At 70.8% G+C, this 21,136-nt stretch carries 19 protein-coding genes and 1 tRNA gene; 10 read left to right on the top strand and 10 right to left on the bottom strand.

Translation table 11 applies throughout. From position 1 onward, the window contains the following. The 5 genes from AB0M02_RS45940 to AB0M02_RS45920 all read right to left on the bottom strand — a co-directional run. The coding region (locus AB0M02_RS45940) for a hypothetical protein (RefSeq protein WP_364238846.1) at window positions 1-398 on the bottom strand (398 nt) is incomplete at its 3' end. 300 nt (window positions 399-698) lie between these two features. After that, window positions 699-773, bottom strand: a tRNA-Val gene (locus tag AB0M02_RS45935). 42 nt (window positions 774-815) lie between these two features. Continuing rightward, on the bottom strand, window positions 816-1,280 hold the full coding sequence (locus tag AB0M02_RS45930; protein ID WP_364238845.1) for a peroxiredoxin: 465 nt from the start codon (window positions 1,278-1,280) through the stop codon (window positions 816-818). Window positions 1,281-1,331: 51 nt separating this feature from the next. Next, a complete protein-coding gene (locus tag AB0M02_RS45925) occupies window positions 1,332-1,763 on the bottom strand; it encodes a DUF3052 domain-containing protein (protein ID WP_364238844.1) in 432 nt (143 codons plus the stop codon). Window positions 1,764-1,860: 97 nt separating this feature from the next. Beyond that, complete coding sequence (locus AB0M02_RS45920; protein WP_364238843.1) at window positions 1,861-4,068, bottom strand: transketolase C-terminal domain-containing protein; 2,208 nt, start codon at window positions 4,066-4,068, stop codon at window positions 1,861-1,863. Window positions 4,069-4,225: 157 nt separating this feature from the next. Here AB0M02_RS45920 and AB0M02_RS45915 point away from each other — a divergent pair, with 157 nt between their 5' ends. From AB0M02_RS45915 to AB0M02_RS45905, 3 genes are all read left to right on the top strand, one after another. Further along, window positions 4,226-4,630, top strand: a complete 405-nt coding sequence (locus tag AB0M02_RS45915) for a YjbQ family protein (RefSeq protein WP_364238842.1) — start codon at window positions 4,226-4,228, stop codon at window positions 4,628-4,630. A gap of 150 nt (window positions 4,631-4,780) precedes the next feature. Continuing rightward, on the top strand, window positions 4,781-7,519 hold the full coding sequence (gene aceE / locus AB0M02_RS45910) for a pyruvate dehydrogenase (acetyl-transferring), homodimeric type (protein ID WP_364238841.1): 2,739 nt from the start codon (window positions 4,781-4,783) through the stop codon (window positions 7,517-7,519). Window positions 7,520-7,626: 107 nt separating this feature from the next. After that, entirely contained in the window at window positions 7,627-9,720 is a 2,094-nt protein-coding gene (locus tag AB0M02_RS45905) for a methyl-accepting chemotaxis protein (RefSeq protein ID WP_364238840.1), read from the top strand. Between the two features lie 159 nt (window positions 9,721-9,879). On the opposite strand, the gene AB0M02_RS45900 is transcribed toward AB0M02_RS45905, so the two are convergent. Continuing rightward, a complete protein-coding gene (locus AB0M02_RS45900) occupies window positions 9,880-10,404 on the bottom strand; it encodes a dihydrofolate reductase family protein (RefSeq protein WP_364238847.1) in 525 nt (174 codons plus the stop codon). Window positions 10,405-10,458: 54 nt separating this feature from the next. On the opposite strand from AB0M02_RS45900, the gene gltX reads away from it, so the two are divergent. Together gltX and AB0M02_RS45890 are read left to right on the top strand one after the other, a co-directional pair. Beyond that, window positions 10,459-11,865, top strand: a complete 1,407-nt coding sequence (gene gltX / locus AB0M02_RS45895; protein ID WP_364238839.1) for a glutamate--tRNA ligase — start codon at window positions 10,459-10,461, stop codon at window positions 11,863-11,865. Window positions 11,866-12,133: 268 nt separating this feature from the next. Next, complete coding sequence (locus AB0M02_RS45890; RefSeq protein WP_364238838.1) at window positions 12,134-12,799, top strand: hypothetical protein; 666 nt, start codon at window positions 12,134-12,136, stop codon at window positions 12,797-12,799. Here the strand turns inward: AB0M02_RS45890 and AB0M02_RS45885 are convergent. Beyond that, window positions 12,747-13,343 (bottom strand): TetR/AcrR family transcriptional regulator, encoded by a 597-nt coding sequence (locus tag AB0M02_RS45885; RefSeq protein ID WP_364238837.1) that lies wholly within the window; start codon window positions 13,341-13,343, stop codon window positions 12,747-12,749. The genes AB0M02_RS45890 and AB0M02_RS45885 overlap by 53 nt on opposite strands. A gap of 81 nt (window positions 13,344-13,424) precedes the next feature. Continuing rightward, on the bottom strand, window positions 13,425-13,649 hold the full coding sequence (locus tag AB0M02_RS45880) for a hypothetical protein (protein ID WP_364238836.1): 225 nt from the start codon (window positions 13,647-13,649) through the stop codon (window positions 13,425-13,427). Between the two features lie 255 nt (window positions 13,650-13,904). Between AB0M02_RS45880 and AB0M02_RS45875 the strand changes: the two genes are divergently transcribed. The 5 genes from AB0M02_RS45875 (at window position 13,905) to fabF (ending at window position 18,675) form a co-directional block, all read left to right on the top strand. Further along, window positions 13,905-15,101, top strand: coding sequence for a helix-turn-helix domain-containing protein (locus AB0M02_RS45875; RefSeq protein WP_364238835.1), 1,197 nt, complete (start codon window positions 13,905-13,907; stop codon window positions 15,099-15,101). A 166-nt stretch (window positions 15,102-15,267) separates the two neighbouring features. Beyond that, window positions 15,268-16,203 carry an ACP S-malonyltransferase gene (locus AB0M02_RS45870; protein WP_364238834.1) on the top strand — a complete coding sequence of 312 codons (936 nt, stop codon included), beginning with the start codon at window positions 15,268-15,270 and terminating at the stop codon, window positions 16,201-16,203. Then, entirely contained in the window at window positions 16,200-17,150 is a 951-nt protein-coding gene (locus AB0M02_RS45865) for a beta-ketoacyl-ACP synthase III (protein WP_364238833.1), read from the top strand. Before AB0M02_RS45870 ends, AB0M02_RS45865 begins: the two co-directional genes overlap by 4 nt. A gap of 54 nt (window positions 17,151-17,204) precedes the next feature. Then, a complete protein-coding gene (locus AB0M02_RS45860) occupies window positions 17,205-17,447 on the top strand; it encodes an acyl carrier protein (protein WP_203788909.1) in 243 nt (80 codons plus the stop codon). A 1-nt stretch (window position 17,448) separates the two neighbouring features. Further along, entirely contained in the window at window positions 17,449-18,675 is a 1,227-nt protein-coding gene (fabF, locus tag AB0M02_RS45855; RefSeq protein ID WP_364238832.1) for a beta-ketoacyl-ACP synthase II, read from the top strand. Between the two features lie 45 nt (window positions 18,676-18,720). Here the strand turns inward: fabF and AB0M02_RS45850 are convergent, their stop codons facing one another. Together AB0M02_RS45850 and AB0M02_RS45845 are read right to left on the bottom strand one after the other, a co-directional pair. Continuing rightward, window positions 18,721-20,454 carry a glycoside hydrolase family 3 N-terminal domain-containing protein gene (locus AB0M02_RS45850; RefSeq protein ID WP_364238831.1) on the bottom strand — a complete coding sequence of 578 codons (1,734 nt, stop codon included), beginning with the start codon at window positions 20,452-20,454 and terminating at the stop codon, window positions 18,721-18,723. A gap of 69 nt (window positions 20,455-20,523) precedes the next feature. Then, a complete protein-coding gene (locus AB0M02_RS45845; RefSeq protein ID WP_364238830.1) occupies window positions 20,524-21,015 on the bottom strand; it encodes a DUF3145 domain-containing protein in 492 nt (163 codons plus the stop codon). Window positions 21,016-21,136 lie beyond the last annotated feature (121 nt).

The following is a 21,136-nucleotide window of genomic DNA, read 5'->3' as shown; positions in this document are numbered from 1 at the left end:
ACCTCCCCCCCCCCCCGGCCGCCCCCCCCCCCCCCCCCCCGCGCCCACCCCACCCACACCGCCACGCCACTCACCGCCACGCCACTCACCGCCACGCCGCCCAGCGCCACGCCGCGCAGCACCACCCCACCCAGCGCCACGCCGCGCAGCACCACGCCGCGCAGCACCACCCCACCCAGCGCCACGCCGCCCAGCGCCACGCCGCCCAGCACCACCCCACCCAGCGCCACGCCGCCCAGCGCCACGCCGCGCAGCACCACCCCACCCAGCGCCACGCCGCGCAGCACCACCCCACGCAGCACCACCCCACGCAGCGCGGCCGTCCCAGCGCGGCCGTCCCAGCGCGTCGTCAGCTCTCTCGTCCTGCCGGCCCAACCCACGCGCGCGTCGACCGCCACCGGCACACGCCACCCGCCCCCGGCTGTCAGCCCGCCGTCCGCGTGGCCGCCGATGATGTGGGAATTCAGGTGCCCATGACGCCCGAATCCCCGCGCTACGGGTTCGTGGAGGGGCCCCGGGGCGGCGACTGAAGAACGCGGAAACCAACTGCGGCCATGGCGGCACTCGGTTCCGCACAGGACGCGGGGCGGCGACCCGGTTGGCCGGCGGGACCGTGGATCGGGTTGTGGGACTGGTCTGGGAGAGTGACCGAGACCAGGAGTGAGACCAAGCGGGCCGTCGAACCACCGCTGGTCAGATGGTGGGCGCGGCAGGTTTCGAACCTGCGACCCCTCGCTTGTAAGGCGAGTGCTCTCCCACTGAGCTACGCGCCCGATTCTCGGCGAACCGGAGTGGTCATCGTACCCTGTCGCGGATCAGGGTTTCAGGGTGGCGAGGGCTGTGTGCCAGGCCTGCTGGTCGCGGGTTTCGCCGGGGGTCAGTTCCTCGGCGAAGCGGATGAGGCCGTCGGGGGCGATCAGGAAGGTGCCGCGGTTGGCGAAGCCGGTTTCGGTGTTGAAGACGCCGTAGGACCGGGCGACGGCGCCGTGTGGCCAGAAGTCGGCGAGCAACGGGAAGTCGAAGCCCTCCTGGAGCGCCCAGACCTTGTGGCTGTAGACCGAGTCCACGCTGACCGTGAGGACCTGGACGTCGTCGTTGGCGTACGCCGGGAGGTTCTCCTGGACCTCGGTCAGTTCGCCGTGGCAGCGGCGGCTGAACGCGAGGGGGTAGAAGACCAGCAGGACCGCCTTGCGACTGTGAAAGTCGGAGAGGCGTACCTCTTGGTTGTTCTGGTCCTTGAGGGTGAAGTCCGGCGCCGGCACGCCAACGGAGATCGGCATCCGCTCAGCTTATGCCTGCGGACGCCGACCTCGGCGAGGTGGCAGTGAGAGCTACTTCTTCTTGGCGCCCCGCGGGGTGACCAGACGTGCGCCGGTCCAGTCCTTGCCGGCGTTGACCGTCGAGGTCTGCTGGAGGCCGGCGGTGGGCGCCGCCTCACTGATCTCGCTCGGCTCGACGTGTCCGTCGCGGCCTGCCTTGGGGGTCAGCAGCCACACCACGCCGTTGTCGGCGAGTGGGCCGAGTGCGTCGGTCAAGATTTCGAAGAGGTCCTCGTCGCCGTCGCGGTACCACAACAGCACCGCGTCGACCACCTCGTCGGTGTCCTCGTCGACCAGCTCTCCGACGCGTTCGGTCAGGGCCTCACGGAGATCCTCGTCGACGTCCTCGTCGTATCCCATCTCCATGACCACCATGTTCGGCTCGAAGCCGAACCGGTCCGCCAGGCTGCGTACGCCGTCGGCCTGACCCGCGGTCGCGCTCACTGTCCAAATCCTCCTAGCCGTGAAATCCACCGGAACCTGGGGGTAGTCCACACATTCCGGGGCCGGTGCGCAAGTGGCGCACCGAGTGTGTGGGAATTTACCGCGCCAGCAGGGCGTGGGCACCCTGTGTGATGGCATCCTCTCCCACCAGAACCTGTTGGGCGGCAGGACCGAGCGGAACGGGTGAATCGGCGGCCGCGACCCGACGGGCAGATCCGACAAATGCCCCATCGACCAGCGCGGCCAGAACGCCCTCGCCGACGCCGCCCGAGCGCCTCGTCTCGTCCACGATGAGCACGCGGCCGGTGGCGGTGGCCTCTCGTAGCAGGTCAGCGGTGGGAAGCGGATTGAGCCAGCGGAGGTCGACCACCCGCGAACCGTACCCCTCGGCGGCGAGTTGGGCAGCGACACGGAGAGACATCCGGACGCCATTGCCGTACGTCACGATCGTGAGGTCCTGGGTGTTACCCATCCCGTAGATGCGCGCGCGGCCGATCGGAATGTGCCCGCCGGCCCACGTGTCGGGTGCCGCGTAGGGAGCCAGCCACTCACTGTCGCCTTGTTGATAGAGGTCCCTCGTCTGGTAGAGGGCGACCGGCTCGAGGAAGACACAGACGCTGCCGTCCACGTCGGCGGCGGCCAGGCAGGAGCGCAACATCGGCGCGGCGTCCTCGGCCCGGGACGGCACGGCCACCACCAGGCCGGGTACGTCGCGCAGAGCGGCCACCGAGTTGTCGTTGACGGCGTGCCCGCCGAGGCCGAACGGCTGGGCCAGCGCCGGCACGCGCAGGACCAGTGGGTTGCGGTACGCCCCCGCGGAGAGGAACGACATCAGCGCCGCCTCACCGCGCAGCTGTTCCCCGGCGTCGTGCAGCGCGGCCAGGCCGTCGAGCTCGGCCACCGGGAGCCGCCCGGCCAGCCCGGCGCCGAGCGCGAGCCCGAGGATCGTGGTCGCGTCCGGAAGGCTCTCCACGACCCGGTCGCCACCGCGTTCCCGCAGACCGGCGGTGACGCCGTGCGCGCCGCCGGCGCCGAGCACCATGAGGCCGGGGTTGGCGGCCAGCGCGTCGGTCAACGCGGCGTTGATCGTCTGAGCGAGGGTCATCGGACCGGCCTGCTCGGGCAGGTTGCCGCCGAAGATCTGCCGGCGGGCGGCCGCCTTCGGCCCGGCGGCCCGTTCGCCGCCCTCGGTGACGGCGTGTGCCACCCGGAGGGGGCGCCGGGGCGCCAGGGAGGCGACGATCTCACCGATCGAGACGAGTTTCGGCTCGCCGAGCACCTCCTCGGCGGCCTTGCGGACCAGCCAGCCCACCTCGTCGTAACGGGTGATCACCTCGTCCGGCCCGAGCAGGCCGGCCTCGACGAGCAGGCGGGCGGTGCCGATCAGCGGGTCGCGGTCCGCGCCGGGCTCGACCTCCGGGCCAGGCTGGGCGAGCAGGTGGACGGTGGACAGGTGCAGCAGCGCGGGGCGGCGCTCGGTGCGGACGAACTCGGCCGCCTCGGTGGCGGCGTCGAAGACGGCGGCCAGGTCGCAGCCGTCGGCGAAGGAGTAGCGCAGCCCGGGACGGCCCCGCAGCGCCGACGCGGTCCAGTCGTCCGGGCCGTTGTCCTCGCAGATCAGCAGCAGCGGCAGGCCGCCGGACCGGCTGTACCACCCGGCCGCCTGCAGGGCCGCGGCACCGGCGGGACGGCCGGCACCGGCGTCACCGAAGGAGGCGGCCACGATCGCGTCGCCCGGCCACGGCCCGGAGCCGTCGGCGGGCAGGGCACGGGCCAGGCCGACCGCGCGGGGCAGGTGGGCGGCCAGGGTGGACACCGCCGGCACGAGATGCAACTCGGGGTTGCCGAACACCTTGTCCCGCCCGCCGGTGATGGGGTCGCGGACGGACGCGACCACACCGCGCAGCACGTCACGGGCGGCCTCCTCGAGGCCGCGCAGCCGGTCACCGCCGACGTCGTCCGGGCGCTGCGCCAGGCGTACGCAATAAAAGGCCGCCGAACGCTGATGCAGAAAGACCGGGTCGTCGCCGCGCAATGCCGCGGCGACCGCGGCATTGCCCTCGTGCCCGGCCGATCCGACCGTCTGGAATCCCTCGTTGAAGCTGCGCAGCCAGCGTGCGGCTAGATCTAGATGTCGGGCGGTGAGCTGGGCGTCGAAGAGGTCACGGGCACGCGCGCCGGTCAGGGTGCTGTCCTCGCGGACCGGATCGCCGGGAACACGCCCGTCCTCCGGTGGCCGCAGGGCCGAGACCGCATCGCGGAACCGCTCGTCGAGGTTTTGCGGGGTGGTCACGCGATTCAGCATCGCCGACACGTGCCAGCCCTGCCAGTGCAGAAATGTCGATCATGGTGTACTCAGGACATGATCTTGCGGTTGGCGCTCTGCCTCACCTGGCTCGCCGGTACCGCCCTCCTGTTCCTCGTCCTGGATCTCTACACATGAGAGATCTATACAGGGAGTCATGCGCACTGAAGTGATCACCGTGCGGACCGGCGGGAGCCCCGTGGTCCGCGACATCACCCGCGAGGCCGAGCGGTTCGCCGCGTCCGAGAAGGACGGGTTGCTGCACATCTTCGTCCCGCACGCGACCGCCGGACTGGCGATCATCGAGACCGGCGCCGGCTCGGACGACGACCTGCTGACCGCGATCGAGGACCTGCTGCCCGCCGAGGACAAGTGGCGGCACCGGCACGGATCGCGCGGTCACGGCCGCGATCACGTCCTTCCGGCGTGGATCCCGCCGTACGCGACCCTGCCCGTGATCGGCGGCCGCATCGCGCTCGGCACGTGGCAGTCGATCTGTCTCGTCGACACGAACGGTGACAACCCCACGCGTCAGGTGCGGTTCTCCTTCATGGAAGGGTGAAGTTACTGGTCAGTACATGTGTCGCGCATCGCTGAGACACCGGGTAGGCGTGACGAGGCACACCGTAAGGGGGCAGGATGGAAGCCAATTCCGAGCGATTCGCCACCTAGGTCGCTAGGAGCCCGACACTCACACCCAAGAGGATTGCCTGTGGCCACGGAGCGCAAGCGCCCGGTGATCAGCGATGGCCTGCCGAGCCAGCTTCCCGACATCGACCCCGAAGAGACCAACGAATGGGTCGAGTCGCTCAACGGAGTCATCGACGAACGCGGCGCCAAAAGAGCCCGTTATGTGATGTTGCGCCTGCTGGAGCGGGCCCGGGAGCGACAGGTCGGCGTTCCGCCACTGACGTCCACCGACTACATCAACACCATCCCGCCGGAGCGCGAGCCCTGGTTCCCCGGTGACGAGTTCGTCGAGCGCCGGATCCGGGCGTACATCCGGTGGAACGCCGCCATGCTGGTGCACCGCGCGCAGCGCCCGGAGATCGGCGTCGGCGGCCACATCTCGACGTACGCGTCGTCGGCCAGCCTCTACGAGGTCGGCATGAACCACTTCTTCCGCGGCAAGGACCACCCCGGCGGCGGCGACCACATCTTCTTCCAGGGTCACGCCTCCCCGGGCATGTACGCGCGGGCGTACCTCGAGGGCCGCCTGAGCTCCGATCAGCTCGACGGCTTCCGGCAGGAGCTGTCCCACCCCGGAGGCGGTCTGCCCTCCTACCCGCACCCGCGGCTGATGCCGAACTTCTGGGAGTTCCCGACGGTCAGCATGGGTCTCGGCCCGCTGAACGCGATCTACCAGGCCCGCTACAACCGCTACCTGCACAACCGCGGCATCAAGGACACCAGCCAGCAGCACGTCTGGGCGTTCCTGGGCGACGGCGAGATGGACGAGGTCGAGTCGCTCGGCGCGATCGGCCTGGCCGCCCGCGAGGAACTGGACAACCTCACCTTCGTGGTGAACTGCAACCTGCAGCGCCTGGACGGCCCGGTCCGCGGCAACGGCAAGGTCATCCAGGAGCTGGAGGCCTTCTTCCGCGGCGCCGGATGGAACGTCATCAAGGTCGTCTGGGGCCGGGAGTGGGACCAGCTGCTCGCCGCGGACACCGACGGCGCGCTGGTCAACCTGATGAACGTGACGCCCGACGGTGACTACCAGACCTACAAGGGCGAGTCCGGGGCGTATGTGCGGGAGCACTTCTTCGGCCGTGACCCGCGGACCCGCAAGCTCGTCGACTCCTTCACCGACGACGAGATCTGGAACCTCAAGCGCGGCGGCCACGACTACCGCAAGCTGTACGCGGCGTACAAGGCGGCCACCGAACACACCGGCCAGCCGACCGTGATCCTCGCCAAGACGATCAAGGGCTGGACGCTGGGCTCGCACTTCGAGGCCCGCAACGCCACGCACCAGATGAAGAAGCTGACCCTGGAGGACCTCAAGGGCTTCCGGGACCGGCTCTACCTCGACATCAGCGACAAGCAGCTCGAGGAGAACCCGTACCTTCCGCCGTACTACCACCCCGGCGAGAAGTCCGACGAGATCCAGTACCTGCAGCAGCGGCGGCGGGACCTGGGCGGTTACGTGCCGACCCGGCGGACCAAGGCCAAGTCACTGGCGATCCCGGACTCGAAGGCGTTCGGCGACATCAAGCGCGGCAGCGGCAAGCAGAAGGTCGCCACCACGATGGCGTTCGTCCGCCTGCTCAAGGACCTCATGAAGGACAAGGAGTTCGGCGCCCGGTGGGTCCCGATCATCCCGGACGAGGCCCGCACGTTCGGCATGGACTCGCTCTTCCCGACGAAGAAGATCTACTCGCCGCACGGCCAGACGTACACCTCCGTGGACCGGGAGCTGTTCCTGTCCTACAAGGAGGCGACCAACGGCCAGATCCTGCACGAGGGCATCAACGAGGCGGGTTCGACGGCGAGCTTCATCGCGGCCGGTACGTCGTACGCCACGCACGACGAGCCGATGATCCCGCTGTACATCTTCTACTCGATGTTCGGCTTCCAGCGGACCGCCGACGAGCTGTGGGCGGCCGCGGACCAGATGACGCGCGGCTTCCTGCTCGGCGCCACCGCCGGGCGGACCACGCTCAACGGTGAGGGCCTGCAGCACGAGGACGGGCACTCGCTGCTGATCGCGGCGACCAACCCGGCCGTGGTGGCGTACGACCCGGCGTTCGCGTTCGAGATCGCGCACATCGTCGAGAACGGCCTGCACCGGATGTACGGCGAGCAGCAGGAGAACATCTTCTACTACCTCACCATCTACAACGAGCCGGCCATCCAGCCCGCCGAGCCGGAAGGGCTGGACACCGAGGGCCTGCTCAAGGGCATCTACCGGTTCAGCGAGGGCCGGCAGACCAACGGGCCGAAAGCGCAGCTGCTGGCCTCCGGCACCGGCATGCGGTGGGCGCTCAAGGCACAGGAGCTGCTCGCCCAGGACTGGGGCGTGAGCGCCGACGTCTACTCGGTCACCTCGTGGACCGAGCTGCGCCGCGACGCCATCGAGGCCGAGGAGTGGAACCTGCTCCACCCGGGCGAGAAGCCGCGCAAGCCGTACGTGCAGCAGAAGCTCGAGGGCGCGCAGGGCCCGTCGGTGGCGGTCAGCGACTGGATGCGGGCGGTTCCCGACCTGGTCAGCCGCTGGATCCCGAACGGGTACACCTCGCTGGGCACCGACGGCTTCGGCATGAGCGACACCCGGCACGCGCTGCGCCGCCACTTCCACGTGGACGGCGAGTCGGTGACCGTGGCGACGCTGCGGGAGCTGGCACTGCGCGGCCAGGTGGCGGCGCACGTCCCGGCCGAGGCGGCCCAGAAGTACGCGATCGACGACGTCAGCGCCGCACCCGTGGGCGAGACCGGCGGCGACAGCTAGTTCGCACATATTTGGGGTGGCCCGTCGCGAATGCGGCGGGCCGCCTCAGTTTCCGGCCGGGAAGTGCCGATGGGACCGATGTGCGCCTTCGTATCGTTCACAAGCTCATGATTCTGGGACTGGGCGCCGTCCTCGTCACCGCGCTCGTGCTGGTGATGGTCGGCGCCTGGCAGAGCGGCCGGTTCGCCGACAGCACCGAGCGGGAGGTGCTCCGGCAGAACGCGGCCGAACTGGACCGGACCACCGCCGACGTCACCGCGCTGGTGCAGACCGTCGGTGACGAGATCCAGCACGGCGTGGACGTGGGCCTGACCAGCGCCGCCGGACTGCTGCGGCAGCGCGGCGGGGTGGAGCTCACCGAGGGGACCGCGACCTGGACCGCGGTGAACCAGGTGAACCAGGAGAAGAAGCAGGTCACCCTGCCTCGTGTCACGGTCGACGGCACGTGGCTCGGCCAGAACAAGAACCCGAACCGGGCCACGCCGTTCGTGGACGACGCCGAGGCGCTGGCGGACGGGAAGATCACGCTCTTCCAGCGGATCAACAGCGCGGGCGACCTGCTCCGGGTGGCCACCACGATCCGCGGCAAGGACGGCAACCGGGTGATCGGCACGTACATCCCGGCCGTCACGCCGGAGGGCAAGCCGAACGCGGTGCCCACGGCCATCAAGGAGGGCAAGGCGTACCGCGGGGTGGCCCTGGTGGTGGGTGTGCCGTACATCAGCGTCTACGACCCGATCAAGAACGCGGCCGGCGAGGTGATCGGGGCGATCTACGTCGGCGTTCCGCAGTCCGAGGCGCTGGAGAACCTGACCGCGACGATCGCCGCCCAGTCCGTCCGGGAGAACGGCTGGATCAACATCTACAGCACCGCGGCGGCGGACCTCGGCCGGGTCGTCGCCTCCAGCATCGACGGCGTGGCCGGCACCACCGACCTGGAGGCCGCCGACGCGGACGGCACCAAATACGTCCAGGAGATCGTCGCGCAGGCGCCCCAGCTGGCCGACGGCGCGACGTGGCGGACCACGTACCAGCTGCCCGGTACGGGTGGCGCCGAGGCCGGCAACACCACGACGACGGTCGCCTACTACGCCCCCTACCAGTGGGCGGTCACGGTCGGCGGGTACGACGCCGACGCGGAGCGCGCGGTGACCACGGTGCGCGAGGGCCGCGGCCAGATGCTCACCTGGTTCGTGGGCGCGGCGGTGCTGCTGGCCCTGGCGGGTGCGGCGGCCGCCTTCCTGCAGGCGTCACGGCTGGCCGGGAGGGTGTCCCGGCTGACCGGTGCGCTGACGCGACTGGCCGGGCGGGACCTGACGGTGACGGTCCGGGACGCCGGGCGCGACGAGATCGGGGAGGCGAGCGCGGCCCTGGACACGGCGGTGGGCGAGTTGCGTACGGTCATGCAGGCGGTCACCAGCGCCTCGGGTGAGGTGGCCGGCACGGCCCGCCGGGTCGCCGCCGCCGGCGGTGCGCTCTCCGCGGCCGCCGACACCGCCGCGGACCGGGCCGGGTCGGTGAACGTCTCCGCCGACACGGTCTCGCACGTCGTGCAGACGGTGGCCGCCGGCGCCGACGAGATGGGCGCGTCGATCACCGAGATCTCGCACAACGCCCAGGAGGCCGCGCAGGCCGGGCGGGACGGCGTCGGCCTCACCTCGGCGGCGGCGGGCGTCATCGCCGAGCTGCGGTCCTCGACCGCCAAGATCACCGACGTGGTGCAGCTGATCGCCACGATCGCCGAGCAGACCAACCTGCTCGCGCTGAACGCCACCATCGAGGCCGCCCGGGCCGGCGAGACCGGCAAGGGCTTCGCGGTCGTGGCCGGCGAGGTCAAAGAGCTGGCCCAGGAGACCGCGCGGGCCACCGAGGACGTGACGAGCCGGGTGGCCGCGATCGAGGCGGACACCGCCCGCGCGGTCACCGCCATCGACGCGATCTCGGCCCGGATCGCGCAGGTCAACGACTTTCAGACGGCCATCGCGGCGGCGGTCGAGGAACAGGCCGCCACGACCGCCGAGATGGCCCGCAACATCTCCGAGGCGGCGCAGGGCAGCCGGGAGATCGCGCAGGGCATCGGCACGGTGAGCGGCGCGATGGAGGGCACCCGGCAGTCGGTGGCCGAGGCGGAGCGGGCGGCGGCCGAGCTGTCCGGCACCGCACACCGCCTCGAGGACCTGGTCGGCCGGTTCACCGTCTAGAGCCTGTTGGGAAGCCGGCCGGGGCTGCGGCGTGGTCAGGAGCGCGCCTGGCAGCGTCCGCGAAATGCCCACATACAACACCGGTATGCGGGCATTTCGCGGCCGTTGCCAGCCACACTCCTGACCTCGCCTCGCACTCGCCCGGCTTCCCAACAGGCTCTAGGCCGGGACGTACGTGACGACCTCCACGCCGGTGGCGGTCTTCCACGAGTCGGTCAGCTTCAGCGCGATCCTGGTGCCGGCCTCCCAGAGCCGGGCACCCTCGCCCTCGACGACCGGGAAGATCATGATCCGATACTCGTCGATCAGGTTGTGCCGGGTCAGGTAGTTGACCAGCGAGCCGCTGCCGTTGATCAGGAGGTTGCCCTCGAGCCCTTTCACCGCGTCGGCGACCTCGCCCGGCAGGAACGACGCGTTCCACTCCGGCTCGGTCAGCGTAGTGGTGGCGACGTGCTTGGGCATCGAGTTCATCTTCACGCCGAAGTGCCCGGTCTGCTCCTCCATCTGTGGCCAGGCGGCCTTGAAGCCCTCGTAGGTCTTGCGGCCCAGCAGAAGCGCGTCGGCCTCTCGCAGGTTCGCGTCCTGCCAGCCGCTGAGCTCCTCGTTGAAGTAGGGGCCGCTCCAGGCCGGGTTCTCGAAGACGCCGTCAAGCGTCACGTACTCCACCGCCACGATCCTGCGCATCTCGGCCACGTAATTAACATACTCGTAAAGTACGGTGCCCGGTACGCTGACCCCGTGACTGTTCGCGTACGTTTCGCGCCCTCTCCCACCGGCATGTTCCACGTCGGTGGAGCCCGCTCCGCGCTGCAGAACTGGATCTACGCACAGCAGCACGGCGGTGTCTTCGTGCTCCGGATCGAGGACACCGACGCGGCACGCAACCGGCCCGAGTGGACCGAGGGCATCATCTCGGCACTCGACTGGATCGGTATCGAACGAGGGACGTACGAGGGTCCGTACTTCCAGTCCTCCTACGCCGCCGACCACACGGCCGCGGCCACCCGCCTCTACGCCGAGGCCAAGGCGTACTACTGCGACTGCAAGCGCGAGGACGTGGTCGCCCGCACCGGCAACACCCACACCGGCTACGACGGCTTCTGCCGCGAGCGCGCGCTCGGCCCCGGTGAGGGCCGCGCCCTGCGCTTCCGCACACCCGACGAGGGCGAGACGGTCGTGGTGGACCTGGTCCGCGGCAAGCCCACTTTCGAGAACAAGCTGATCGAGGACTTCGTCATCGCCCGCAGCGACGGCTCGGCGGTGTTCCTGCTGGCCAACGTCGTCGACGACATGAGCATGGGCATCACCCACGTGTTCCGGGCCGAGGAGCACCTGCCCAACACGCCGAAGCAGCAGCTGCTGTGGGAGGCGCTCGGCGTCACTCCCCCGGTCTGGGGCCACGTGCCGGTCATCGTCAACGAGAAGCGGCAGAAGCTGTCGAAGCGGCGGGACAAGGTCGCCCTCGAGTCGTACCGGGACGAGGGCTACCTCGCCGCCGCGATGCGCAACTACCTGATGCTGCTCGGCTGGGCGCCCACCGGCGACCGGGAGATCGTTCCCTGGTCGGTGGTCGAGGAGGAGTACCGGATCGAGGACGTCAACCACGCCCCGGCCTTCTTCGACGTAAAGAAGCTGCGGGCGTTCAACGGCGAGTACATCCGCGCCCTCACGCCGAGCGAGTTCACCCAGGTCTGCGCGCCGTGGCTGACCGGGACCGAGACCATCCCGGCGCCGCCGTGGCCGGCCGGCGCGTTCGACACCGAGGTCTTCGCCACGATCGCCCCGCTCGCGCAGACCCGGATCGCGGTGCTGTCCGAAATCGTCGACTACGTGGACTTCCTCTTCCTCGACGAGCCGGTGCACGACGAGGCATCCTGGGCAAAGGCCATGAAGGATGGCGCTTCTGACATTCTGGACGACGCGGCGACCGCCTTCGGCGCTCTTGCGGAATGGAGCGCCGAGGCGCTCAAGGCGGCGCTCGAGGCAGTCGGTGAGGCGCGAGGTCTCAAATTGGGCAAGACCCAGGCTCCGGTACGCGTCGCCGCGACCGGCCGCACCATCGGCCTCCCGCTTTTCGAGTCGCTCGAGGTGCTCGGCCGCGAGCGCACGCTCTCCCGCATCGCCGCTGCTCGCGCGCGTATCTGACACCAATACCGCATGCGGTGACCGGTTGGAAAGACCGGGTCGCCGCATGCGGTGATGTCATCCGCTGTGGGGGTGGCCTCCACCCCCACGGATTGCCGAGACTTGATACTGTTCGGCCGCTGATCAACGGTCACGCCGTCTCGTCAGCCGTCCCCCCAAATGGCTCCAAAAAGTCCCGCCGCGAGATGCGGACGGACCGGTGTCCGGGAAGGCTGAGAGGCATGGACCGATTGGTGGTCCATGTCCATCCACGGGCGGGGGAGGTCGGATGGTGCGAGGGACGATCACACGGCTGGCGACGGCAGCCGCGACTCTGGTGGTCGCGATCCTGCTCGGCGCCGGGGCCGCGCCGTCGGCGGCACATGCCGAGGGCGCGCCGAAGACGACGAAGCCGACCGCCGTGGAGGTCTCCGGCAAGGGCATCTCGTCGGCGATCGTGGTCCGGCAGGAGAACGAGCCGAAGCTGTTCCAGATGCTCCTGCAGGAGGTCAGCTGGCTGGCCTCGGAGAAGCCGCAGACGTCCGCGCCCAAGGCCGACAAGCTCGGCCCCAAGTACACGGTTCGGCTCCTGGTCAAGGACGCGCCCCACCAGATCTACGACCTCTACCCGCTGGCCGCCGGCGGCCCCCGCGCCTACCGCCCGGCCAAGCAGCCGTCCGGCAAGAAGGCCGCGGGCTGGTTCTACGGCCGCCTCTCCATGTCGGAGTCGCTGCGGCTCAGCGGGGCGCCGCTGAAGGCCAAGCCGGACGTGGTGAACGGCGGCATCGGCGGCGGCATCGGCGAGGACCTCGACGCCGCGAAGTACAACCCGGTGGAGAGCATGGCCGAGGTGTTCACCGAGGTGCGCCGGCTGTTCCTGCTCAACGGCGCGGTCCTGGTGGTCATCCTGATGGGCCTGGCCGGCATGGCGTTCCTGATCCGCCGCAGGGTGTGACCCGCTCGACCAGCGCGACCAGGTCGGCGAGGTCCGCGTCGAACTCCGACGACGTGCCCTCGGACGAGGCGCCCTCGCGGGGCAGGCCACCGGTCACCTCCCCGGTGGTGTAACCGAGAAAGAACGCGCAGATCAGCCGTGCCAGCCGGGGCACCTCACCGTCCGGGACACCGGCGTCGTGCAGGATGCCGCGCAGCGCCGCGGTCAGCCAGGAGGCCGAGGCTCCGGCCGCGGACCGGTTCAGCAGCAGCGGGAACGCGCTCGGGTGGGCGTGTGCGAGCGCGCGCACGGCCCGGCCCAGCGCACACAGCCGGTCCCGCCAGTCGATGTCCGCCAGGTCACCGCCGACGACCGTGCCCAGTTCCAGATGCAGCAGGTCGACGAGCCCGTCCAGCAGCGCGTCCTTGCCACCGACGTACGGGTAGAGCGCCATCGAGGTGAGCCCGACGCGCTCCGCCACCGCGCGCATGGACATCGCCGCGAGCCCGCGCTCGTCCACGAGAGCGAGGGCCTGGTCGAGGATCAGCCGCCGTTTGTCGTCCACCGAGCCAAGCTGACCAGCCCGGACGGCGTTACGCCCGTAACGCGCCCGTCCGATCGGGACGACTCACCCGTACGGGGAGACTCAGCACCAGCGGCCCGGTGGCCGCCCACGTCCCGCGGCTCGCCTGCGGGGCCGGACCGCGCCGTGCAGGTGGGCACCCGCCCAGCCGCGCAGGTCGGTCCGGCAGCCGACGCGGCCCAGTCCCGGGTCGACGATCGGCTCCTCGTCGGCCGGCACGGCCACCGGCAACTCCTCGGACGCGGGATCACTTTCGGTACGCGCGAACGCGTCATCCCGTTCCATCATCTCGCCTCCTCTGTTCGGCAAGTCTCTTCATCGGCACCGCGACGTCATGGGTTAACAACTCTCGCCCGGCCGACGCTAGTCCGACACCTTGCCAGGTCACCGACCGAAATCGTGGGAGAGGCGCACCGCTATCCCGGTCAAATGTCATGAAACACCCTAAAAACCCTCACCGTGTGCCCGCTTGGCGGCGTGTCATCCAGATGTGCGAAGTCCTGTGCCACGCGGTCACGGCGAGAGACGTGTCACGCTGTGGCCGTGGCAGACACGGCCCCGGCACCGACCAGCACCGCGAACCCCCTGCTCCCCGCCACCCTGCGCCGCATCGAACGACAGGCCGGCGCACTGGCCAGTGCGGCCGTCGTACGCATGGATGAGACGTTGCCGTGGTTCCGCGCGCTCCCGGCCGACCAGCGTTCCTGGGTGATGCTCGTCGCACAGGCGGGCGTCCGGTCGCTCGTGGAGTGGCTCCGGTCCGGCGGAACGGTCGCCGCCACCCAGGAGATCTCCGACGAGGTGTTCGCCGCGGCACCACGCGCCCTGGCCAGGGTGATCACGCTGACCCAGACCGTGCAGCTGGTCAAGGTCACGATCGACGTGGCCGAGACCGAGGTGACGAAGCTGGCCGAGGGCGGCGAGCGGGACGCGCTGCTGCGGGCGATCCTGCGGTTCTCCCGGGAGATCGCCTTCTCCGCGGCCCGGGTCTACGCACGCGCCGCGGAGTCCCGTGGCGCGTGGGACGCCCGGCTCCAGGCGCTGCTGGTCGACGCGCTGCTGCGCGGCGACTCCTCGGACGTGCTGGCCAGCCGCGCGGCCGCGCTGGGCTGGGTGGACGCGCCGCCGGTCACGGTGGTGGTGGGCCGCTCCCCCGGCGGTGACATCACCGCGGTCCTGCACGCGGTCTACCGTGCCGCCCGGCGCGCCCGGCTCGAGGTGATCGGCGGCGTGCACGGCGACCGCCTGGTCGTCGTCGTGGGCGGCGCGAACGACCCGGTCGCCACCGCGGCCGCGCTGAGCTCCGGCTTCGGCGAGGGGCCGATCGTGGTCGGCCCGGGGGTGCCGTCGCTGGACCAGGCCACCGAGTCGGCCCGGGCCGCGCTCGCCGGCTTCCGCGCGGTCTCCGCGTGGCCCGGCGCGCCGTCTCCGGTCGCCGCCGACGACCTGCTGCCGGAGCGGGTCCTGGCCGGGGACATGGACGCCCGGCGCAAGCTGCGCCACGACGTGCACGGGGCGCTCGGCCGGGCCGGCAGCGGACTTCTGGAGACGCTCGACGCGTTTTTCGCCGCCGGCGGGGTATTGGAGAGTGCGGCACGTGAGCTCTACGTGCACCCGAACACGGTCCGGTACCGGTTGCGCCGGGTCACCGAGGTGACCGGTTTGTCCCCCCTGGATGGACGGGACGCATTCGCGCTGCGGATGGCCCTCACGATCGGAAGACTGGACCCGGCCACGTGATGGTGTCCGGGAACACATCCCTCACGTGACCAACGACCTGCACCATAAATCAGGACGAGCCCGCCCAACCTGACCCCTGTTTTGTAGGAACCCTACAACCCAGGTCGTAGGGTTTGGTCGTGCCCGGCTACCCCGTATCCCCCTCTCATCCGGAAGAGTCGAGGACGTGCTCGCCGTACTCTCGCCCGGCCAGGGCTCGCAGAAGCCCGGCTTCCTGACCCCCTGGCTCGAACTCCCCGGCGCCGAGGCCCGCCTCCGCTGGTGGTCCGCGCTCGCCGGCGTCGATCTGGTCCATCTCGGCACGCAGGCCGACGCGGAGGAGATCAAGGACACCGCGCGGACCCAGCCGCTGCTGGTCGCCGCCGCCCTGCTCGCCGCCGAGCAGCTGCCGATCGACGACGCCGACCTGGTCGCCGGGCACAGCGTCGGCGAGCTCGGCGCCGCCGCGCTCGCCGGGGTGCTCTCCGGTGAGGCCGCGATCACGCTGGCCGGGGTCCGCGGCCGGGAGATGGCCGCCGCCTGCGCGCTGGAGCCGACCGGCATGAGCGCGGTGCTCGGCGGCGACCCGGACGAGGTCGTCGCCACCATCGAGAAGCACGGGCTGTACCCGGCGAACCGCAACGGCGCCGGCCAGATCGTCGCCGCGGGCGCCAAGGAGGCCCTCGCGGAGTTCGCCGCCGCGCCACCCACCAAGGCCCGGGTCATCCCGCTGGCGGTGGCCGGAGCCTTCCACACGCCGTACATGGCGCCCGCCGAGACCGCGCTGTCCGTGGTCGCCGGTGGCGCGACCGTGACCGATCCGGCCCGCCTGCTGTTGTCGAACCTGGACGGTTCGGTGGTCACCGAGGGGACGGAGATGCTCCGGCGCCTGGTCGGCCAGGTGACCGCCCCGGTCCGCTGGGACCTGTGCATGCGGACGCTCGCCGAGAAGGGCGTGACCGGCGTCGTCGAGCTCGCCCCGGCCGGGACCCTGGCCGGCCTGATCAAGCGCGAGCTCAAGGGAGAGGGCGCGCCCGAGATCGTCACCCTGAACACGCCGGACGACCTGCCGGCCGCCCGCGACCTGATCGCCCGGCACGGTAAGCAAGGAGGAGCACGATGACCGCGGGTTCCCGCATCGTCGCGATGGGCCACTACCAGCCCTCTCGCGTGGTCACGAACGACGACCTGGCGCACACCCTGGAGACCAACGACGCGTGGATCCGGGACCGGGTCGGCATCGCCGAGCGGCGCGTCGCCGACTCCGAGTCGGTCGCCGACATGGCCACCTACGCGGCGGAGAAGGCGCTCGCCGCCTCCGGGCTCACCGCCTCCGACATCGACATGGTCGTCGTCGCCACCTGCTCGGCCATCGACCGCTGCCCGAACGTGGCCACCCGGGTCGCGGCCCGTCTCGGCATCGCCGCGCCGGCCGCCTTCGACCTGAACACCGCCTGCTCCGGCTTCTCGTACGCACTCGGCACCGCCGACCACGCGATCCGCGCCGGTGCCAGCCGCAACGCCCTGATCATCGGCGCGGAGAAGCTCTCCGACGTCGTCGACTGGTCCGACCGGACGACCGCCGTGCTCTTCGGCGACGCCGCCGGCGCGGCCGTGGTGAGCGCCGTGCCGGACGGCGAGGAGGCCGCGATCGGCCCGGTGCTCTGGGGTTCCGCCCCGGACAAGGGCGACGCGCTGAAGATCGAGGGCTGGCAGCCCTACATCAAGCAGGAGGGCCAGACGGTCTTCCGATGGGCGACCACCGCCCTGGCCCCGTTCGCGATCGAGGTCTGCAAGCGGGCCGGCATCGAGCCGTCCGAGCTGGCCGCGTTCGTGCCGCACCAGGCCAACACCCGGATCATCGACGGCATCGTCAAGCGGCTCGGCCTGAGCCCGGACGCGATCGTCGCCAAGGACCTCGTGGAGTCGGGCAACACGTCCGCCGCGAGTGTCCCGCTGGCCCTGTCCAAGCTGATCGAGCGCCGCGAGGTGCCCTCCGGGGCGCCGGTGCTGCTGTTCGGCTTCGGCGGCGGCCTCACCTACGCCGGCCAGGTCGTGCGCTGCCCCTGAGCAGCGGCGACGGGCCGTCCGCCCAACCCACCATCGAGAGGAAAGAACCTAGAAATGGCTACTCGCGAAGAGATCACCTCCGGCCTCGCTGAGATCCTCGAGGAGGTCGCCGGTGTGAACCCCGACGACGTCGCCGAGGAGAAGTCCTTCACCGACGACCTGGACGTCGACTCGCTGTCCATGGTCGAGGTCGTGGTGGCCGCCGAGGAGAAGTTCGGCGTCAAGATCCCCGACAACGAGGTCCAGAACCTCAAGACCGTGGGCGACGCCGTCACCTACATCGAGGCGAATCACTGACATGAGCAACGTAGACGTCGTCGTCACCGGGCTGGGTGCGACGACCCCGCTGGGCGGGGACGTCGCGTCCACCTGGGACGCCATGCTCGCCGGCCGCTCCGGGGTGAGTCCGCTCACCCAGGAGTGGGCCGGTCCACTGACTGTGCGTATCGCGGCTCAGCTCGCCGTCGAGCCTTCCGAGGTCATCGATCGGGTCAAGCTGCGCCGGATGGACCGCGCCGAGGCGATGGCCGTGATCGCGGCCAGGGAGGCCTGGGCGGACGCGGGGCTGGCCGAGAACGGTCCCGACCCGGAGCGCCTCGCGGTCAGCTACGGCACCGGGATAGGGGGTGCGATCACGCTGCTCGAACAGGACGACATCCTGGAGAAGTCGGGGCCGCGCCGGGTCAGCCCGCACACCGTGCCGATGCTCATGCCGAACGGCCCGGCGGCCTACATCGGTCTGGAACTCGGTGCTCGCGCCGGCGTCCGGGCCATGGCCAGCGCCTGCGCCACCGGCGCCGAGGCGGTCGCGCTGGGTCTCGACCTGATCCGGCTGGGCCGCGCGGACGTCGTGGTGGCCGGAAGCACCGAGGCCGTGGTGCACCCGCTGCCGATGGCCGGCTTCGCGTCGATGCGGGCCATGTCGACCCGCAACGACGAGCCGGAGAAGGCCTCCCGCCCGTGGGACAAGAACCGGGACGGTTTCGTCCTCGGTGAGGGCGCGGGCGCCCTCATCCTGGAACGGGCCGACCACGCCGCAGCCCGCGGCGCCCGGATCTACGCCCGTCTCGCCGGTGCCGGGATCACCTCGGACGGCTTCGACATCGTCCAGCCCGACCCGGAGTGCCGGGGCGGCATCCGCGCCATGCGGATGGCCGTGGCGGACGCCGGCCTGACCGGCGCCGACATCCAGCACGTCAACGCCCACGCGACCTCGACCCCGGTCGGCGACATGGGTGAGATCAAGGGCATCAAGGCCGCGATCGGGACGCACCCCATCCTGACCTCGACCAAGTCGATGTCCGGTCATCTGCTCGGCGCGGCCGGCGCGCTCGAGTCGATCGCCACCATCCTGGCCCTCCGGGACGGCATCATCCCTCCGACCATCAACCTCGACGACCCCGACGAGCGCCTCGACCTCGAGGTGGCGGCGCACAAGGCGCGGCCCGCGGACATCCAGGCCGCGATCAACAACTCGTTCGGCTTCGGCGGTCACAACGTGGCGCTGGTCTTCACCCGCGCCTGATCCCCTGGAACCACGCCGTGGCCGGCCCCGCCGGCCACGGCACTTTTATTTCGTGCAGGCACTGCGAGGCAGTTTGCCGACCGCCACCGGCGACTTACCGGGCGCCGAGGCCTTACCCGCGATCACCGCGGCCAGCGCGGCCATCGACAGTTTGCTCGATGAATACGTGGCGATCAGGGTGGGTGACCTCGACGCGGCCAGCAGGCCGGGACTGTCCATCATCACGGTGATCGCGGCCGAGTCGTCCAGGTCGATCTGCCTGTCGCCGTACCCGACCAGGTGGACGACGGCGCCACCGGCCGCCTGCACGGTCATGCCCGCCGCCTGCAGCGCCCGGACCAGGTTGACCCGGGCGGCCTCGCGCGAACCGGACGCGCTCACGGTGACCGGCCCGCTCGCCAGCGCGCCGGAGCACCGGCCGCGCAGCACGGTGATCGAGGCGGCGTCGAGGGCCGCGACGGCCCGCGCGTTCTCCTCCGAGCCGACCGTGGACAGTTCCGGCTGGACGGTGTGCGCGGAGCGGAACTTGAGCGTGAGGATCCGGGTGACCGCCTCGGTGAGGCGCTCCCGCTTCAGGGTGCCGGTCCGCAGCCCGGTCAGGATGCCGTCGCGGGCTCCGGTGATGTCCGGCGGCATCAGCAGCATGTCGTTGCCGGCGTTGAGCGCGCGTACCGCCGCCTCGCCCGCCGGCCACTTCCGCGCCGGTTCCATGTTCATCGCGTCGCTGACCGCGACGCCGGTGAACCGGAGCCGCCCGCGCAGCTCGTCGGTCATGATCTTGCGGGAGAACGTGGCGGCGACGCCGGAGTCGACGGCCCGCAGGTTCAGGTGCCCGGACATCACCAGGGCCGCGCCGGCGTCGATGCCGGACCGGAACGGCGGCAGGTCCTGCGACTCCCACGCCTTGCGGTCCTGCTTGATCAGCGGCAGTTCGTCGTGACTGTCGCCGGTGGTGTGCCCATGGCCGGGAAAGTGCTTGAGGGTGGCCGAGACACCCGACGCCTGCAGGCCGCGCACGGCGGCGGCGACCTGAGCGGCGTTCGCGGCGGGGTCCGAACCGAACGAGCGGGATCCGATCACCGAGCTGCCCTGCGCGCCGAGCGTGTCGGCCACCGGGGCGAAGTCGACGTTGATCCCCATCGCGGCCAGCTCCCGGCCGGCCGCGAACCAGGCGGCCTCGGTCAGATTCGGCTGACCCGCCGCACCGAACGCCAGCGCCGAGGGAAGCATCGTGACGCCCTCGGTCACCCGGGTGACCACGCCGTACTCCTGGTCGGTGCCGATCAGCAGCGGCGCTGCGGCGGGGAGCTTGCCGGCGGCGTCCTGGAGGCCCGCAGTCAGCTCGCGGACCTGCTTCGGGTTCTCGACGTTCGAGGTCGGGTTGGTGGCGCCGGTGGGGTCGTCCGGCTTGAAGCCGACCAGGATCAGGCCGCCGAGACGGAACTTGGCGATCATCTCGGCCGGGCTGTCCACTCCGGCGAGCTTCCGGTTGCCCGCGGCGGCGGCCTTGTCGACCGCGGTGGCGGAGCTGCCGTAGGCATACGGAATCAGGACCTGCCCGGCCAGGTCCTCGTCGCTGAGCCGGGCGACGGTCTCGGCCGCCCGAGCGGCGGGATCCGCGGACGAGGAGGGCGCTGAGCTCGCGGAGGCGGCCACGCTGGGTGCCGCGGGTGCGGACGCGGGTGCCTGCGGCGCCGGCTCACCGTCTCCGCACGCTGATGTCAAAAGCAGCAGGGGTACGGCAAAAGCAGCGCGCAGGAGGTTCTTCACGATCGCCATCGAACCAGTTGGCGATGACGGTCGCCACTTTATCGCCGGGTTGCCCGGTATTCGCCGCTTCGGGTCGTCCTATCCGACCCGGGTCAGCAGCGTGACCGGTGCGCCGTCGCCGGCGTACCGATACGGCTCGAGTTCGGCGTCCCAGGCGGTGCCGAGCGCCTTTTCCAGGGCATGCGACAGGGCCTCGGGCGCTCGCGCCGAGGCCATGATCGCGCGCAGCCGGTCCTCGCCGATCTGGATGTCCCCCGAAGCGCCCATGACTCCGTGGAAGAGACCGCGGCCGGGGACGTGCATGAAGCGCTCCCCGTCGACGCCCGCACTGGGCTCCTCGGTAACCTCGAAACGGATCATGGGCCACTGCCGGAGGGCAGCAGCCAGCTCGGCGCCAGTACCGGCTCGGCCGGTCCAGCTGCACTCAGCTCGGCGCATGCTCGGATCGACCGGTTGCACGGTCCATTGCAAATTGACCGGCGCGGTAAGGACGCGCGCGATCGCCCACTCGACATGCTGGCACACGGCGAGTGGGGTCGAGTGGACGTATACGACGCCACACGTTGGCACGGTGACCTCCCGGAGACCGAGGTGCGTCTTCCCCTACGACCTCGACCGCGGTTGATCGTGCTCCATGATGCCGGTTGGTACGGATGGTGCGCCAGAGAATCCGCAACATCGACTGTCGGAG

The sequence above is a fragment of the Actinoplanes sp. NPDC051861 genome (genome assembly GCF_040681145.1).
Classification (GTDB): domain Bacteria; phylum Actinomycetota; class Actinomycetes; order Mycobacteriales; family Micromonosporaceae; genus Actinoplanes.
This window is presented reverse-complemented; position numbering and strand designations above follow the sequence as displayed.

Excerpts from the sequence above, each read along its gene's own strand:
- AB0M02_RS45930 (WP_364238845.1), bottom strand. The coding sequence starts at position 1,280 with ATGCCGATCTCCGTTGGCGTGCCGGCGCCGGACTTCACCCTCAAGGAC.
- AB0M02_RS45920 (WP_364238843.1), bottom strand. The coding sequence starts at position 4,068 with ATGCTGAATCGCGTGACCACCCCGCAAAACCTCGACGAGCGGTTCCGC.
- AB0M02_RS45915 (WP_364238842.1), top strand. The coding sequence starts at position 4,226 with ATGCGCACTGAAGTGATCACCGTGCGGACCGGCGGGAGCCCCGTGGTC.
- AB0M02_RS45905 (WP_364238840.1), top strand. The coding sequence starts at position 7,627 with ATGATTCTGGGACTGGGCGCCGTCCTCGTCACCGCGCTCGTGCTGGTG.
- AB0M02_RS45900 (WP_364238847.1), bottom strand. The coding sequence starts at position 10,404 with ATGCGCAGGATCGTGGCGGTGGAGTACGTGACGCTTGACGGCGTCTTC.
- AB0M02_RS45890 (WP_364238838.1), top strand. The coding sequence starts at position 12,134 with ATGGTGCGAGGGACGATCACACGGCTGGCGACGGCAGCCGCGACTCTG.
- AB0M02_RS45880 (WP_364238836.1), bottom strand. The coding sequence starts at position 13,649 with ATGATGGAACGGGATGACGCGTTCGCGCGTACCGAAAGTGATCCCGCG.
- AB0M02_RS45865 (WP_364238833.1), top strand. The coding sequence starts at position 16,200 with ATGACCGCGGGTTCCCGCATCGTCGCGATGGGCCACTACCAGCCCTCT.
- AB0M02_RS45860 (WP_203788909.1), top strand. The coding sequence starts at position 17,205 with ATGGCTACTCGCGAAGAGATCACCTCCGGCCTCGCTGAGATCCTCGAG.
- fabF (WP_364238832.1), top strand. The coding sequence starts at position 17,449 with ATGAGCAACGTAGACGTCGTCGTCACCGGGCTGGGTGCGACGACCCCG.
- AB0M02_RS45850 (WP_364238831.1), bottom strand. The coding sequence starts at position 20,454 with ATGGCGATCGTGAAGAACCTCCTGCGCGCTGCTTTTGCCGTACCCCTG.